The organism is Rhizobium sp. USDA 4016, from assembly GCF_056279705.1.
The window spans coordinates 3,298,047-3,314,236 of record NZ_JBWCCY010000004.1 but is presented as its reverse complement, the minus strand read 5'-3'; the positions used below and the strand labels follow the sequence as shown (position 1 = coordinate 3,314,236).

Here is a 16,190-nt window from a genome sequence, read left to right as displayed (position 1 = left end):
TTCTCTCCTATGGATATGAACGAAATCAAAGAGATCTTTTTCCAGGAATGCGAGGAACAGCTCGCCGAACTGGAATCCGGTCTCATGAAAATGAATGATGGCGATCGCGATCCGGAAACCGTCAATGCGGTGTTCCGTGCCGTCCATTCGATCAAGGGCGGTGCCGGCGCCTTCGGTCTGGACGATCTCGTCGCCTTCGCCCATGTGTTCGAGACCACACTTGATTGCGTTCGTTCCAACAGGCTTGAGCCGACACAGGATGTCCTGAAGGTCATGCTGAAATCGGCCGACGTGCTTGCGGACCTTACCAATGCCGCCCGCGACGGCGGCAGCGTCGACGAGAGCCGCAGCCGCGGTCTGGTGAAGGAACTGGAAGCGCTGGCGAACGGAGAGCTGCCGTCTCCTTCCACAGCCGTTGAAGCGCCGACACCGAAACCTGTGCCAAAGGCGGCGCTTGCGCCTACCCCCGTGGCGGAGGCCCCGAAGGCGGCCGATGACAGCGGTTTCCAGCCGATCCCCTTCTCCTTCGACGATTTCGGCGCCGAGGAAGAGGCGGGCTCCGGTCTTCCGGTCTATGAAATCACCTTCAAGCCGCGCTCCGACCTCTATTCGAAGGGCAACGACGCCACGTTGCTGCTACGCGACCTCTCCCGCCTCGGCGAGATGAGTAGCTACTGCAACATGGACGATCTGCCGGGCCTCGACTGTCTCGATGCCGAAGCCGCCTATTTCAGCTGGAATATCACGCTGAAGACGGACAAGGGCGAGGATGCCATCCACGCCGTGTTCGAATTCGCTGAATGGGATTGCGACCTGGCCGTCAAGGCAGTCGAAGCCGCAACCTCTGTATCGTCCAACGACGAACTGCCGATGATCCCCGTTCCCTTCGACCTTTCGATCCTGGATGAGGGTGCTGCCGAGGCACCGGCGGAGCCGAAGTCGGATGCTGCAGCTGCCGCCGTGGCCGCCGCCGAGACGGCCTCAAACGTCACCCAGATGGCGGCCGCCGCGGCTCGCGTCGAAAAGAAGGAATCCGCCGCTTCGGCTGCCGCAAGTGCTGCCGCCGCTGCCCAGAACAATGCCGCAGCCGGTCAGACGATCCGTGTCGATCTCGATCGCGTCGACCGCCTGATCAACCTCGTCGGCGAGCTGGTCATCAACCAGGCGATGCTCTCCCAGAGCGTCATCGAGAATGACACGACGGGCACATCGTCCATCAACATGGGTCTCGAAGAGCTGCAACAGCTCACCCGCGAGATCCAGGACTCGGTCATGGCGATCCGCGCGCAGCCGGTTAAGCCGGTCTTCCAGCGCATGTCGCGCATCGTTCGCGAAATCGCCGACATGACGGGCAAGACCATCCGCCTGATTACCGAAGGTGAAAACACCGAAGTCGACAAGACGGTCATCGACAAGCTGGCCGAACCACTGACGCACATGATCCGCAATGCGGTCGACCACGGCATCGAAACGCCGGAGAAGCGTGCAGCAGCCGGCAAGAATACCGAAGGCACGGTTCGTCTGACGGCAAAGCACCGTTCCGGCCGCATCCTGATCGAGCTCGCCGACGACGGCGCCGGCATCAATCGCGAGAAGGTTCGCCAGAAGGCAATCGACAACGATCTGATCCCCGCCGACGCTAACCTTTCGGACGAGGAAATCGACAACCTGATCTTCCTGCCCGGCTTCTCGACGGCCGACAAGATCTCCGACATTTCGGGCCGCGGCGTCGGCATGGACGTCGTCAAGCGCTCGATCCAGGCCCTTGGCGGCCGCATCAACATCACCTCGCGTCCGGGCCATGGCTCCGTCTTCACGATGAGCCTGCCGCTGACCCTCGCCGTCCTCGACGGCATGGTGGTCACGGTCGCCGGCCAGACGCTTGTGGTACCGCTGACCGCCATTGTCGAAACACTGCAGCCGGAAGCTGCTGCGATCCATTCATTCGGTGCGAACCACCGTCTGATCTCGATCCGTAACAGCTTCTGCCCGCTGGTCGATGTCGGCCGCATCCTGAACTTCCGCGCAACGCAAGCAAACCCGGTCGAAGGCGTCGCACTGCTGGTGGAATCCGAAGGCGGCGGTCAGCGCGCGCTCATGGTCGATGCGATCCAGGGCCAGCGTCAGGTGGTCATCAAGAGCCTCGAGGCGAACTATACGCATGTGCCGGGCATCGCTGCGGCAACGATCCTCGGCGACGGGCGCGTGGCGCTCATCCTCGATGTCGATGCCGTCGTCGGCGCCTCGCGCGGCCAGGCACTGAAACCCGAAATGTCGTTGGCAGCAGCTGGATAGGGTCATGTCGTACACCGTGAAAAATCTGAGCCAGGGGGATCGCGAGCTCATCGCGTTCCGCATCGGCGACCAGGAATTTTGCGTAAACATCATGTCGGTTCGCGAAATCCGCGGCTGGACGCCGGCAACGGCCATGCCGCATTCGCCGGCTCACATGAAGGGCGTCATCAACCTGCGCGGCGCGGTGCTGCCGATCATCGATCTTTCGGCGCGGCTCGGCATGAAACCCGCCGAGCCGTCGGTACGCCACGTCATCATTGTCGCGCAGGTCCGGCGGAAGGTTGTGGGCCTGCTCGTCGACGCGGTCTCGGACATCCTCACCGTCACCGACGACAATATTCAACCGACGCCGGAAATCTCTTCCGACATAGAGCGCCAGTTTGCCCGGGGCATTCTTGCGATCGAAAAGCGGATGATCTGCCTGGTCGAATTGGAAGCCCTGTTCCCCGATACCGAAAGCGAAGCTGCATGAATGCGTTGAGTGCAAAAGATCTCAGGCAGGGGAACCCGGACGAGATCCTGGCGAGCGGCGAATATCCGCTGACGCGCCGTGACCTCATGGAAATCGCCGCGATGATCTACGCGGATGCAGGGATTTTCCTGAACGAGACCAAGGCTTCGCTGGTCTATTCGCGTCTTTCCAAGCATATCCGCAATCTCGGCCTGTCAGGTTTCCGCGAATACTGCTCGCTGGTTTCTTCGCCTGCGGGCGCCGCGCCGCGCCGCGAAATGCTTTCGCACCTGACCACCAACTTCACGCGCTTTTTCCGCGAGAACCATCACTTCGAGCACCTGCGCGACCACGTGCTGCCGGAGCTTCTCAATCGTGCCAAGACGGGCGGGCGTGTCCGTATCTGGTCGGCCGCATCTTCCGACGGGCAGGAGCCATATTCGATTGCGCTGACCGTGCTTTCGATGATGCCCAACGTCGCGGACTACGATTTCAAGATCCTTGCGACCGATATCGACCCAAAGATACTCAATCTCGCTCGCGCCGGATGCTACGACGAGACGGCTCTCGAAACCGTATCGCCGGCCATGCGCAAGCAGTGGTTCACGGATGTCAACGTGGATGGGCGCCGCAAATTCCAGGTCGATGACCGCGTCAAGCGCCTGATCACCTACAACGAGCTGAACCTGATGGCGCAGTGGCCCTTCAAGGGCAAGTTCGACGTCATCTTCTGCCGAAACGTCGTGATCTATTTCGACGAACCGACGCAGATGAAGATCTGGTCGCGCTTTGCCGAACTGCTGCCGGAAGGCGGACATCTTTACATCGGCCACTCCGAGCGCGTTTCCGGCGAAGCAAAGCACGTCTTCGACAATATAGGCGTTACCACCTATCGCCACACCACAAAAGCATTGGGGAGAAAGGGATGAGCGCACCGGCAAGAGTTCTCGTCGTTGACGACTCCCCGACGATGCGCGGGCTGATCAGCGCCGTCCTGAGTTCCGATCCGGACGTCAACGTCATCGGCCAGGCGGGCGATGCGCTGGAAGCGCGCGAGGCGATCAAAAAGCTCAATCCCGATGTCGTCACGCTCGACATCGAGATGCCGAACATGAACGGCCTGGAATTTCTCGAAAAGATCATGCGGCTTCGCCCCATGCCGGTCATCATGGTCTCCACCATGACGCATCGCGGCGCGGAGGCGACGCTCGCCGCGCTCGAGATCGGGGCCTTCGATTGCGTCGGAAAGCCTGCCCCCGGCGAGCCGCGTCCCTTCGGCGATCTGGCCGAGAAGGTCAAGGCTGCCGCGCGCACGCAGCGCCAGTTCGTGCAGCCGCCAGCAGCTCCGGTTCCGCCGGTATCGGTCGCCGATTTCCGGGTCGGACGCAAGATCGTCGCGATCGGTTCGTCGACGGGCGGCGTCGAAGCGCTGATCGCGGTGCTGCAGAAGTTTCCGGCGAACTGCCCGCCGACGGTCATCACCCAGCATATGCCGCCGACCTTCACCAAAAGCTTTGCCGACCGCCTCAATCGCCTCTGTGCTCCGGTCGTTGAAGAAGCGACGGATGGCGCACGTTTAGAGATTGGTAAGATTTATCTGGCACCAGGCGGGGAACGTCATTTGCAGGTCGCGAATGCGTCCGCACCCAGTTGCCGTCTCGTCGAGCGCGATCCGGTAAACGGCCATCGCCCCTCGGTCGACGTTCTCTTCGATTCCGTTGCCGAACTTGCCGGACGCAATGCGGTCGGCGTGATCCTGACAGGCATGGGCCGCGATGGCGCGGCTGGCCTCTTGAAGATGCGCCATGCCGGCGCGCGCACTCTCGGACAGAACGAAAAGACCTGCGTGGTCTATGGAATGCCGCGAGTGGCCTATGAACTCGGTGCCGTTGAGCAGCAGCTGCCACTGAATGCCATCGGCGAAGAAATACTGAAAATGACAGCCGCCCGAAAGGAAGGGACAGAATAATGTCGATTGCGGAGAAAATCAAAGTTCTGATCGTCGACGATCAGGTCACAAGCCGGTTGTTGCTCAGCGATGCGCTGACCCAGCTCGGCTTCAAGCAGATCACTGCTGCCGGCGACGGCGAGCAGGGCATGAAGATCATGGCCCAACAGCCGCATCATCTGGTGATCTCGGACTTCAACATGCCGAAGATGGATGGTCTCGGTCTGCTGCAGGCCGTACGCACCAATCCGGCAACCAAGAAGGCTGCCTTCATCATCCTGACAGCACAGGGCGATCGTGCTCTCGTGCAGAAGGCCGCTCAGCTCGGCGCCAACAACGTGCTTGCCAAGCCCTTCACCATCGAAAAGATGAAGGCGGCGATCGAAGCCGTGTTTGGAGCGCTGAAATGAATGTCGAGGCAGCAGCCCGCCGCGTTCATATCATTCAAGGCGAATGGAAGGTCCTGAATGATCCGACCGCGGTTTTGACGACCATCCTTGGTTCGTGTGTGGCTGCCTGTCTGCGCGATCCCGTGGCCGGTGTCGGCGGTATGAACCACTTTCTGCTCCCAGGCACGGGTAACACGCCGATGAGTGGCGGGGACGCGACGCGCTATGGCGTTCACCTGATGGAATTGCTGATCAACGGCCTTCTGAAGCAGGGCGCGCGCCGCGACCGCCTGGAGGCCAAGATTTTCGGCGGGGCGAAGACGATCTCGACTTTCTCCAATGTCGGTGAACAGAACGCCGCCTTCGCCATGCAGTTCCTGAGGGATGAAGGCATCCCGGTCGTCAGCTCCAGTACCGGCGGCGAACACGGCCGCAAGCTGGAATACTGGCCGGTTTCGGGCCGCGCGCGCCAGTACCCGCTGACCGGCGCTGAAACGCAGAAGACGGTGGCTCTCGAACAGCGCCCTGTCGCACCCCACAAGCCGGTCGAAACAAGTATCGAATTTTTCTGATGACAAGGATCTTTCTATGACTTTCAGTGGAACGATAGAGCTGCCTTCGCCGGTCGAAGCGCTTCCGGATATCCTTATGCGTATCGTTTCCGAACTGCACGATGTCGCCTATCTCATCGAACGCATCGAGCCGCAGCTTCTCGAAATCGGCGGCGCCGATGTCCTGCACTCGCCCGATAGCATGAAGATCATGCAGGGCATCGATCTTGCCGTTCAGAAAACCCGCGGCCTCGCTGAATTCATTGACACGATCACCGGCGAGATTCCCCAGAGCTGGGCTGTTGACGTTGCGACCGCGCTCAGCCTGGTCAAACTTGCAGAAATGCAAAAAGCGCTCGGCGGTGCCACGCGCCACGGCCATTCCCAGCCGCTCAGCAAGGCGGCCGGCGACTTCGATTTCTTCTGATTTGAAAGCTCCCGACCTGCCCTGACGAAACGCTCGCACAAGTTTCGCCGTCTATCAACAAATGAGGCAATAAGCCTGTTTTGTCTTTGACGGATCGTGCGAGAACAGAATGAATCTGTTAAATCAATTAGTTCAGCTCATTAAGAACTTAGGTTCGCTGGGGCGAACACGCTTGTTGGCGCTCGCTGGCGTTGGCGTTTTTTCAATTGCAATTATCTTGGCTGCTGCCCTTTTCGTCAACAAACCGGCGCAGGAAACGCTCTATGTCGGCCTTGACACCCCTGACCTCAACCAGATCAGCATGGCTCTTGCGGAAGCCAATATCGGCTTCCAGGTCGGTTCCGACGGCTCAAGTATTACTGTGCCTGCCGGCATGACGGGCAAGGCCCGCCTGCTGCTTGCCGAGCGGGGCCTACCGAACAGCGCGAATGCAGGCTATGAACTCTTCGACAATGTCGGCTCACTCGGCCTCACCTCCTTCATGCAGGAAGTCACACGCGTGCGTGCGCTCGAAGGCGAGATAGGCCGCACCATCCAGTCCATTTCAGGCATCACCGCCGCTCGCGTCCATATCGTTATGCCGGAAGTCGGAAACTTCCGTAAGGCGGAGCAGAAGCCGACAGCCTCCGTCATGATCCGGGCAAGCGCTGCGGCCGGCCGCAGTGCCGCCACCTCGATTCGCCACCTCGTCGCCTCGGCTGTGCCGGGGCTTGATGTCGATGATGTGACGATTCTTGATTCCGCCGGCCAGCTGCTCGCATCTGGCGACGAGGCAAGCAACAGCTCGCTGAACCGTTCGCTGAACATCGTCCAGAACGTCCAGCAGGAAGTCGAATCGAATATCGACAAGGCGCTGGCTCCGTTCCTCGGCATGGATAATTTCCGCTCCAGCGTGACCGCCGATCTCAACACGGATGCGCAGCAGATCCAGGAAACCGTCTACGATCCGGAATCAAAGGTGGAGCGCTCCGTGCGCACGACCAAGGAAGCCTCGCAGTCGCAGCAGAAGCAGTCCGATAACGCAACGACCGTCGAGCAGAACGTTCCGCAGGCCGCCCCCGAGCAAGGTGGCAGCAATAGTCCGGAATCGCAGGACAAGTCGGACAAGAAGGAAGAGCAGACAAACTACGAGATCAACAGCAAGACGACCGCCACGACTCGCAACAGCTACGAGATCGAGAAGCTCTCGATCGCCGTTGTCGTCAACAAGGGCCGTATCGCCCAGATGGTCGGCGAACCTGCGGATCAGGCGAAGATCGATGCTTATCTCGCCGAGATGCAGAAGATCGTCTCGTCGGCAGCCGGTATCAGTGCTGATCGCGGCGACGTCGTCACGGTGACGGCAATGGACTTCCTCGAGAACCAGCTTCTCGAAGATGCCGCCGGCGGCGTTCGCGTCCTCGATATGCTGAGCCGCAACCTGGCGGGCATCATCAACTCGCTGGCCTTCCTGGGCGTCGCCTTCGTGGTGGTCTGGATGGGCGTGCGGCCCCTGGTGCGCAGCATCAGCGGTGGCGGTGCGGGAGTCATCGGCGACACGTCTTCAGAAAGCGTTGGCCTGGAGCTGCCTGATTTCGCACCGGCCGGTGGAGCGGCTGCCGGCAGCGCGCTCATGGACGGCTTCGGTTCGGACTTCGGCTTCGACAGCACCGAGGATCTGCTCAGCCTGGGCGACGACGACGGAAACTTCAACCGCCGCGTCAAGGAAGGCCCGGAGCGGAAGCTCGCGCGAATGGTCGAGATCAACGAGGAACGCGCCGCGAAAATCCTCAGGAAATGGGCGGTGGACAACGCCGCCTAAACGAAAGGCCGGGAGACCGGCCTTTTTTAACGTCTTCATCCGCCCGCTCGCCAGATCACGGATTTGTTATCGGAAGCTTGCCGCGCGGGACATATTTTACACAAGATTGAAAAGGCACTCGATTTATTCCAGATCGAGGCGAAAGCGGAAGTTTCTCCTTACATAAATAAAAAGAAATAGCTTGGTAGGAAGACTGCTAAAGCCGAAAATTTTTTCTGTAAATACATATTCATATGTCACGCGCCGCAGCGGCGGATTTTTTCTCGATACTCGAATTACTGTTAGGTATGTTTAAAGTATATATGAATTGTGGCGCAGAATTACTTATATGGTGACTCGCCTAAAAGGAGTGGTGTGTTGCGATATTGAGAGAATCACCATAGATTCCAGACATCTAATCAAGCGATGTCTGAGCGCGAATCACGCGCACGGAAAGCGGCAAGAGTAAATCCCAAGAACTCGGATATGGTAGTTTCTATCGTCTGACTTACCCTTGGATGATTCGTTTAGTCATTGCCGCAGGCCGCGTCGGCCCTGCGCAGACAATGCCTTGCAGGAACGGGCACTCAGCCGCGGGACGTTGCCTATGGATATGCACATACTGCTTAAGGGCGAAAATCAGGCCGCGAATTTCGTTGGTCTCCAGGCCGTCAATCTTTGCTCTCGCGAGGAGCTCATTGGGCAGCTCAGCGAAATTGCCGACAGCGGGAGGTTGCAGGTCGCGCTTCGCACCCTGACGGACTACGTTGGAGCGTCGCATTACCTGCTGGCGCGATCCGACCTCATCCAGGAGGCCGGCCTCGATTTCATCGTGTCCTCGGACTGGCCGTTCGATCTCGTGAAGGACCTGGCGACGTCACTGACAAGCAGCTATGCACGCACGACCGAGCTGGAAAAGTGCATGCAGCTCTTCCAGCCAAATTTTGCTCTTCTGCCCGACAATGCCGACGTGCCGGATGGCGCCAGCCGCCAGTATTGTTCCTTGACGTTAAATGTCGGCCGTTCGCGGCTGTCGCTGATGTTCCTCTTCGATGACGGCTTCATCCTGTCACCGGAGCGGCTGCGGGACGTGGGACTCCTTGCAAGTTATCTCGCAAGTTCGCTCCGGTGCGGGGGCGCCCGGGCGGAGCGCGATTTTGAGCTGACGGAGCGGGAGCTCGAATGTCTCTTCTGGATCGCCGAGGGCAAAACCAGCGATGAGATCGCGATGATCCTCGGCATCTCCCGCAATACGATCAACAACTACATTACGAGCGTCATGCGAAAGACGGCGACCAAAACTCGCTCCGAGGCCATAGCGTTTGCGGTGAGAAATAATCTCGTCTGAGGGGAATTTATGGGGCATTCGTCAAGCAGGGCGATGGGTAGTACGGAACACATACGCAGCGTCCGCTTCAACAGGATAAGCAGCCGCTCCGACCTTTTCCCGCGGCTGGTGGCGATGCAGAAGCTGGCGGATGCCCAGAATTTTGCGGTCTACCGGATGAGCGGCTCAGGTCTGCCGGCGAAGCAGCGCCTGGTCTGCGAACTGGAAAACTGGGGACCTTCGGCAGCGGCGGCCTCAAGCAAGGCCCTTGTGGACGCTTATGGCGATGCGCTGCTGGACCATATCGAGAAATCACTCTTGCCTCTGTCCTGGGCCGGCGGCCATGATCGCGCCGCGCCCGGTTCAGCCGATTTCGCGCCGTTCATGGCGCGGCTGAAGGACGGCATCTTGCCATTTTCAGGCCTCGCTTTTCCGGTGCGGCTCGGTGCTGCAGGAAATGGCTTCGTCGTCTTCACCGGCGATTATCTTGATCCCGGCGGTGACGTGATCGTAGAGCTTCATGGCCGTAGCTGCCAAATCATGATGGATCTGCTCTCGCTGGACGAACGCCGCGCGGCGGCGGCAGAAGCGTTGAGCGAGCGCGAGATCGCTTGCCTGCAGCTTGCCGGCGACGGACGCATCAGCGAAGAGATAGCTGACAAGCTCGGGCTCTCGGTTCATACGGTGAATGCTTACCTCGGCTCGGCGACGATCAAGCTGGATTCGGTCAATCGCATCCAGGCAATCGCCAAGGCAATTCGCCTAGGCTACATCAGCTGACAAGCCCGGCGCGCGGCGGACCGGCCGGGCTCTTTATGCCTGATGTTGGAAAGCTCGATCAGCCGGCTAGCGCCTGCAGCGGCCGGGTATTGTACCGGCTTTCGCGCAGGCTGCGTTCGAAAAAGGCCGTGTTCACGTCCGGATCGGCGGACGGTTCATGAAAGGCGATGTGATTGATCTCGATGCCGGCATGCTCCTCCGCCAGGGTCAGCTGCGCATAGACCGTCACGCCGTGCGGCTTGATCTCGAGATCGAGGACGACCTCCGGCTTGCCACCCCATTCCAGCGTGTAATTGCCTCCAAGGCCGAAATTGACCGTGCCGGGATGAAAGAAGAGCTCCGCAGCCGAGGCCACCAGATCGGCGATGCTGCCGTAATACTCGAAGCGCAGCAGCGAAATCAGATCCGAAGCGTCGAGAAGCCGAAGCTCGGTCGCAACCGGGCTGATGGCTTCGGCAAGAATTCTTTCACGCTGAGAAGAGTAGGGGCATTTCTTCATTCGGCTTATCTTACCCGTTTGTTCCTGGCGTCGGCGGCGTAAACCCGGTGAATGAGCTCCGCCACTGCCTTGTAGAATACTGACGGGATGACACTATCGATCGAGACTTGCGCAAACATGGAGCGTGCAAGGGGCGGATCTTCGAAAACCGGAATTCCGTTCTTTTCGGCTATCTCTCTGATTTTCAACGCAATGAGGTCCTGACCCTTGGCGAGAACCACTGGCGCATCGTTTTCTTCGCGCACGTAGCGCAGGGCCACGGCATAGTGCGTCGGGTTGGCGATGACGAGCGTGGCGCGTTCGACATTGGCAATCATGCGGCGGCGGGCACGGTCTCGCATCAGCGAGCGCTGGCGGCCCTTCACGAAGGGATCACCCTGAGCCTGCTTGTTTTCTTCCTTCACTTCATGCCGCGTCATCTTGAGTTCGGTGAACCAGTGATGCCGCGACCAGAAGAAATCAGCGATCGCAACGACGGCTGTCGCGAAAAGCACGACCAGCACGATCTTGCGCATGATCGTCATCGTCCGCTCGAAGAAGGTTTGCGGGTCGGAGAACATCGCATCGATCGCGTTGAAATATTCGCTCTTCAGCACGAAGAACATGATCACGCCGACGATCAGGATCTTGAATAGCGATTTGCCGAATTCGATCAGGCCGGGCAGGCTGAATATGCGCGCAAAGCCCTTGGCCGGCGAAAGGCGCGACAGCTGCGGACGGATGCGTTCGAGAACCGGAGTGGGCAAATTCTGGCTTATGGATGCTACGACGCCGAAGATCATGAACAGCAGCATGGCCGGCGTGAGAAGCACGGCGCTCACCCAGCCGAGATGAACGAAGAGCGACATCGCGTCCGGCCCGGTCTCGATCTTCCACTGGTCCGGCTGCTCGAAGATGTCGCGAAGCGATTCGCTGACGCGGCTGATGCCGTCGGGCAGATAGAAGGTCAGATAGATGAAGGTCGCAAGAACGGTGGCAAAGATGGGCACTTCGCGTGAGAAGGGCGTATTGCCCTTCTCGGCCGCATCGGCCTGCTTTTTCGCTGTCGGGGCTTCTGTTTTGCTGTCCTTGTCTTCATCAGCCAAGCTCGCGGCCCTCCATCAATGGAAAGGGCCGCGGCAAGGCGCGGCCCGTTCCGAAAAGCGTAATCTCGTGGTGCATCGCGATCAACGCCGTGAGCGGCCTCTCGTCGGGTTGTCAACAGAAGCAGAAGCTTAGGCGGCTGCCGGCGCTTCGCCCTCCGTCTCCTTGAGCTGGATCTGGCCGGAATTTGCCAGCCGAATCGCTTCCTGGGCGACAGCACGCCGCGCAATGGCGATCTCGCGCGGATTGATGCCGACAGTGCCGCTCTGCAGGTCCGATTCGATCATTCGTCGCTGGCGCGGGCTGATCGACGAGAGAACGGCTTCGCGGATTTCGGCCGACGCGCCGCGCAAAGCCATGGTAAGAATGTCGGCGGAGATATCGTTGAGCAGCATGACACGGCTGCGCTGCGGCATGAAGAGAATGTCGTCGAAGAGGAAGATCTTCGGGCGAACCTTGTTGACGGATTCGCGGCTGATCGACTCCAGCGAAGTTAGCAAGGTATCGACCTGCGGCTTGTCCATCTCGTTCATGAGTTCGGCAACCTTGTTCGAGCCGATCGAATTCTTCTCGGCCTCGACCTCGGCCAGCAGCGTCATCACCTGCTTTTCGATGATGTGCGCGACCTTGGGGCTGACGGATTTCAGGTTCACGGTACGGTTCATGATGTCCGCGCGGCGGCTGTCGGGAAGCTGCATCAGCACCTTGGCGCCGAAGGAAGACGGCATCATCGAAAGGATATAGGCGACGGTCTGCGGATGTTCGCGCAGCAGGAACTTGCCGATGAAGGCCGGATCGCCCTCGCCGAGACGATCCCAGATTGAGGTTTCGTATGCCTGGAACGCGGTGCGGCGGCCGAGAAGGCTGTCCACCTCGTCCGGAGTCAGGCCCTCCTCGAGAATGCTCTCGATGGCCTTGGCATTGTCCATAAGGCCGGCGCCTTCGGTGAAGAGATCTTCGAATTCGGCTACCAGGCCAAGAAGTTCATCCGGCGGGATGGCCCGCAGAGCCTGCGCGGAGGAGATAATCGTCTGCAACTCGGCCTGGGTGAAATACTTCAATAGCCGGCCTGCGACGCCTTTCCCCATAGCGAGGAGTACAGCCGCTGCCTTTTCAGCCTGGGTCAACGGTTTCCCGGCAAGTGCGCCGCCGAAATCGTCAAAGTCCATCATGGTCTAACCTCTCCGCCCCTAACCGGGGTCAGGCTTTTCTTGTGCTCAAAACTTCTATCAGTTTAACCCCGAAGCGGGTGTCGTCATTCTCCAGGACGGTGATTTCGCCACGTGCGATCTTGCGGCCGTTCACCATGATTTCAACCGGCTCGCCGATCTTCTTGTCGAGGGCGATGGTCGCGCCTTCGTTGAGATTCATCAGGCCGGAAACCTGCATGCGGCTGCTGCCGAGCATGATCTGGACGTCGATCGGAATGTCCATGATCAGTTCGAAGTTCGAAGACAGCGCGCTGCCGAGCGGTGCCGGTTCGGCGCTCGCCGCGGACAAAGCGGTATCACCGAAATCCGAAGAGCCGCCAAAGTCGCCGGCGCCGAAATCGCTGCTGTCGAACGATGTCTCGGCTGCGCCATCGCTGCCGAAATCGCCGAAGGCCGACAAATCGGTGCCGGTTCCGGCGCCGAATGCATCGGCTTCTTCGCCCAACTCCGCAAGCCCGCCGTCCGAATCCTGCTTCAGAACCCCGCGGAGATCATCGATCGCCTGGTCGAGGTCAGCTTCGTTGCCCGGAAGCTCCAGTGACAGATCGTCGTTCTGCTGTGTTTTCTTCGTAGCCATGAAATCACTATTCCAGTTGAAACTTGCCTCAAACTGCCGTCGCAGCCGAGGGGAGGGGAACCGATTAATTCATTAAATGACGGATGAGCTCGTCGTCGGAGCTGATCGTATCTTTGACCCGGACAGTATAATTTTCGCCGGAACGCCCGAACTCGCACACATACAATTCCTTGCTGTTGGCACTGACCTCGACACGGACGTCGCCAGTGTCGCGGAACGGAATGACATCGCCCGGCGCGAGCTTGGAGATGGTGCGCAGCGTCAGATCCTGAAGGCGGATTTTCGCGTCGAGCGTCACATGCGAACGGTGGACCTGTTCGGTGAGCTGTTCGGTCCATTCCGTGGACTTGGTGGGCTGGTTCGTTGCCTTCGGTGCGGAAATCTGCGTCTTAAGGAGCGGCGCCTGGGGCACGATCACCGAGAACTCGGACGTGATACCCGAAAGAGTGATTGACATGTTGATGGCCGAGGCGAATTCGTCCGGCGTATCGCTGGAGGGATGGCCGCGGAATTCGTGGGGATGCGGCGGCTCAAGGTTCGGTTCGAAACCGCCCGGTGCATTGACGGCGGAACGGAAGACATTGGCGATTTTCTCGAAAACCATGACCGCAAGTTCGAGCTCGATGACCGAAAGCGACCTATCGGCCGGCTGCTCGATCGTATCCGACGCAGCCCCAAGCAGGTTTTCCATCAGTGTGATGACGAAGCTGTTGCCGCAGGCAAAGGTGATGTTCTGCGACCAGTTGCGCAACGTCGCCTCGACGAGGGTCACGTTGGTGTCGAGGTCGGCAATCAGATCGTTCTTGTGGCCGGTACTACAGCCGAGATAGGCGACGGCGATGTCCAGCCCGGTTTCGCTCTTGAAGATATCCGGCAGGAATTCGCCATAGACCTCCGACAATGAAGCGCAGAGCTTTTCTATGGTCGCCCGGTCGCCGAGGCGTCCCGTCAGCTTCGCAAGAAGGACCGGATCCATTGCCGGCCTTTGAGGGGAAAGGTTGCTCATGGTCGTTTAGGCCGCCTTGTTCTCGCCACCCGGGTTCATCATTTCCTGTTCGACCGCGTCGATTGATGGGCGCTCGTAAGCAGAAATCGTCTTGCGGCCGTATTCGAGGGCCACCTGTGGTACGGAGCCGTTCATGTAGGCAAGCAAGGTCTGCTTCACGATGACGTAGAGGCGATGCTGCTTCGTGCGCACGACCTTGATCTGGGAGACGAGCGGCGAGCAGAGGCAATAAGACAGCAGAATGCCGAGGAAGGTGCCGACGAGCGCCGACCCGATCAGGTGGCCGAGGACCTCCGGCGAATCGTTGATGTGCGCCATGGCCTTGATGACGCCGAGAACGGCGGCAACGATACCGATCGCGGGGAAAGCGTCGCCCATGATCTGGATGGCGTGATAGGGCTTCATCTTGTCGTGCAGGATCGTATTGATCTCTTCGTCCATCAGAGCCTCAATCTCATGCGAGCGGGCATTGCCGATAATGATCAAGCGGACGTAGTCGCAGATGAATGCCGTCAATTCCTTGTTCTTCAGGATCGTCGGAGCTGACAGGAAGATCGAGGATTCGGCCGGATTGTCGATATGCGCCTCGATCTCGTTGCGTGATTTCGTGCGCAGGTCGCGCATTAGCGAATAGAGGACACCCAGCGTATCGAGGTAATTCCGCTCCTTGGGCACCGTATGCTTGAAGGCTTCACCGAGTGCCTTTCCGGAATCCTTCACCACCTTCATCGGGTTAGCCATGATGAAGCTGCCCAGGCCAGCGCCGCCGATGATGACGAGTTCGAAAGGCTGCCAGAGTGCGCCGACATGGCCACCCATCGCCATGAAGCTGCCAACGATGCAGCCGCAGGTAATCACAAATCCGATAATGATATTCATCGTCAGTCCAAACCTGAACGTTGTTTTCAACCTCAGGGATAGGGTCGCTGGCTTGCGTGAGGCTGATGGTTGGCACTTTGAGCCCGCATTGTGCATGCCAGCTTCGCACAAGGATTTGCCGTCAGGTTCAAGGTGACGAATGGACCGATTCGTCCGTTTCTGAGATGCCGCCTCAGCGAAACCGTGGATTAACAAATGACAGGAACCCGGTCTTCGTTCCGTTCATCGCCAATGCCAGGAGCCTATCATGCAATCCGGTCTTTATGTTTCCTTGTCATCCCAGATGGCACTCGAAAAGCGCCTGACGACAATTGCGGACAATATGGCGAACGTGAACACGACCGGATTTCGCGGGACGGAGGTGAAGTTCAATCAGTTGCTGAGCGACACCGACAACAAGCTGAACGCAAAGGTTGCCTTTGTCTCGCAGGGCAATGACTATCTATCCGGCGACAGCGGCGAGCTGCAGCACACCGGCAACATGCTGGACTTTGCGATCAAGGGCGACGCCTGGTTCGCACTGGATACGCCGGCGGGTCAGGTTCTGACCAAGGACGGCCGGTTCACCATGAAGGACACGGGCGAGCTGGTGTCGATCCGCGGATACCCGGTTCTCGACGCTGGCGGCGCGCCGATTCAGCTGAACTCGGCGGGCGGTGAGCCCAAGGTCGGCAATGACGGCATGATCTACCAGGGCGGCCGGCAGGTTGGCTCGCTCGGTCTCTTCGAAGCCGATATCAGCAAGGGTTACCTCCGCTATGAGAACAGCGGCGTCATGACCACGGAGACGCCGCGGGCCGTGACCGACCGATTCAATATCGGCATCGAGCAAGGCTATCTCGAAAACTCCAACGTCAACGCGATGCACGAAATCACCCAGCTGATCGAAGTCAACCGCGCCTTCGAGAGCATCGCCTCGCTGACGGCCGACAGCGAAAGCTCCTTCAACGAGGCCATCAAGACGCTGGGTGGCAGCCGTTGAGCGAA

At 59.3% G+C, this 16,190-nt stretch carries 17 protein-coding genes; 11 read left to right on the top strand and 6 right to left on the bottom strand.

Features of this window, described 5'->3' with window-relative positions; genetic code table 11:
* The first annotated feature begins 9 nt into the window (after positions 1-9).
* The 10 genes from ACZ9DP_RS32090 to visR all read left to right on the top strand — a co-directional run bounded on the left by ACZ9DP_RS32090 (position 10) and on the right by visR (position 9,948).
* Positions 10-2,295, top strand: coding sequence for a chemotaxis protein CheA (locus ACZ9DP_RS32090; RefSeq protein WP_476204691.1), 2,286 nt, complete (start codon positions 10-12; stop codon positions 2,293-2,295).
* 4 nt (positions 2,296-2,299) lie between these two features.
* Positions 2,300-2,767, top strand: a complete 468-nt coding sequence (locus tag ACZ9DP_RS32085) for a chemotaxis protein CheW (protein WP_022718669.1) — start codon at positions 2,300-2,302, stop codon at positions 2,765-2,767.
* Positions 2,764-3,675 carry a protein-glutamate O-methyltransferase CheR gene (gene cheR, locus ACZ9DP_RS32080; protein ID WP_476204690.1) on the top strand — a complete coding sequence of 304 codons (912 nt, stop codon included), beginning with the start codon at positions 2,764-2,766 and terminating at the stop codon, positions 3,673-3,675. Before ACZ9DP_RS32085 ends, cheR begins: the two co-directional genes overlap by 4 nt.
* A complete protein-coding gene (cheB, locus tag ACZ9DP_RS32075; protein ID WP_194728966.1) occupies positions 3,672-4,715 on the top strand; it encodes a protein-glutamate O-methylesterase CheB in 1,044 nt (347 codons plus the stop codon). Before cheR ends, cheB begins: the two co-directional genes overlap by 4 nt.
* On the top strand, positions 4,715-5,104 hold the full coding sequence (locus ACZ9DP_RS32070) for a response regulator (RefSeq protein WP_022718672.1): 390 nt from the start codon (positions 4,715-4,717) through the stop codon (positions 5,102-5,104). The genes cheB and ACZ9DP_RS32070 overlap by 1 nt, the downstream gene beginning before the upstream one ends.
* Complete coding sequence (gene cheD, locus ACZ9DP_RS32065) at positions 5,101-5,655, top strand: chemoreceptor glutamine deamidase CheD (RefSeq protein ID WP_074066666.1); 555 nt, start codon at positions 5,101-5,103, stop codon at positions 5,653-5,655. The genes ACZ9DP_RS32070 and cheD overlap by 4 nt, the downstream gene beginning before the upstream one ends.
* Positions 5,656-5,671: 16 nt before the next feature.
* Positions 5,672-6,061 carry a chemotaxis protein CheT gene (gene cheT / locus ACZ9DP_RS32060; RefSeq protein WP_039843953.1) on the top strand — a complete coding sequence of 130 codons (390 nt, stop codon included), beginning with the start codon at positions 5,672-5,674 and terminating at the stop codon, positions 6,059-6,061.
* 109 nt (positions 6,062-6,170) lie between these two features.
* Positions 6,171-7,862 (top strand): flagellar basal-body MS-ring/collar protein FliF, encoded by a 1,692-nt coding sequence (fliF, locus tag ACZ9DP_RS32055; protein ID WP_476204689.1) that lies wholly within the window; start codon positions 6,171-6,173, stop codon positions 7,860-7,862.
* Between the two features lie 586 nt (positions 7,863-8,448).
* On the top strand, positions 8,449-9,189 hold the full coding sequence (gene visN / locus ACZ9DP_RS32050; protein ID WP_074066668.1) for a transcriptional regulator VisN: 741 nt from the start codon (positions 8,449-8,451) through the stop codon (positions 9,187-9,189).
* Between the two features lie 9 nt (positions 9,190-9,198).
* Positions 9,199-9,948 (top strand): transcriptional regulator VisR, encoded by a 750-nt coding sequence (gene visR, locus ACZ9DP_RS32045; protein ID WP_476204687.1) that lies wholly within the window; start codon positions 9,199-9,201, stop codon positions 9,946-9,948.
* Between the two features lie 58 nt (positions 9,949-10,006).
* Here visR and ACZ9DP_RS32040 read toward each other — a convergent pair whose 3' ends face one another.
* The 6 genes from ACZ9DP_RS32040 to motA form a co-directional block, all read right to left on the bottom strand.
* Entirely contained in the window at positions 10,007-10,447 is a 441-nt protein-coding gene (locus tag ACZ9DP_RS32040) for a hypothetical protein (protein ID WP_194728970.1), read from the bottom strand.
* 5 nt (positions 10,448-10,452) lie between these two features.
* Positions 10,453-11,532 carry a flagellar biosynthesis protein FlhB gene (flhB, locus tag ACZ9DP_RS32035; RefSeq protein WP_039843958.1) on the bottom strand — a complete coding sequence of 360 codons (1,080 nt, stop codon included), beginning with the start codon at positions 11,530-11,532 and terminating at the stop codon, positions 10,453-10,455.
* A 129-nt stretch (positions 11,533-11,661) separates the two neighbouring features.
* Entirely contained in the window at positions 11,662-12,702 is a 1,041-nt protein-coding gene (gene fliG, locus ACZ9DP_RS32030; RefSeq protein ID WP_074066672.1) for a flagellar motor switch protein FliG, read from the bottom strand.
* Between the two features lie 28 nt (positions 12,703-12,730).
* Positions 12,731-13,318, bottom strand: a complete 588-nt coding sequence (fliN, locus tag ACZ9DP_RS32025; protein WP_074066673.1) for a flagellar motor switch protein FliN — start codon at positions 13,316-13,318, stop codon at positions 12,731-12,733.
* Positions 13,319-13,382: 64 nt separating this feature from the next.
* The gene (locus tag ACZ9DP_RS32020; RefSeq protein WP_476204686.1) at positions 13,383-14,324 is read right to left on the bottom strand and encodes a FliM/FliN family flagellar motor switch protein; all 942 of its coding nucleotides are present in this window, start codon (positions 14,322-14,324) and stop codon (positions 13,383-13,385) included.
* A 6-nt stretch (positions 14,325-14,330) separates the two neighbouring features.
* Positions 14,331-15,203 carry a flagellar motor stator protein MotA gene (gene motA / locus ACZ9DP_RS32015; RefSeq protein WP_022718683.1) on the bottom strand — a complete coding sequence of 291 codons (873 nt, stop codon included), beginning with the start codon at positions 15,201-15,203 and terminating at the stop codon, positions 14,331-14,333.
* 247 nt (positions 15,204-15,450) lie between these two features.
* On the opposite strand from motA, the gene flgF reads away from it, so the two are divergent.
* Entirely contained in the window at positions 15,451-16,185 is a 735-nt protein-coding gene (gene flgF / locus ACZ9DP_RS32010; protein WP_074066675.1) for a flagellar basal-body rod protein FlgF, read from the top strand.
* Positions 16,186-16,190: the final 5 nt, after the last annotated feature.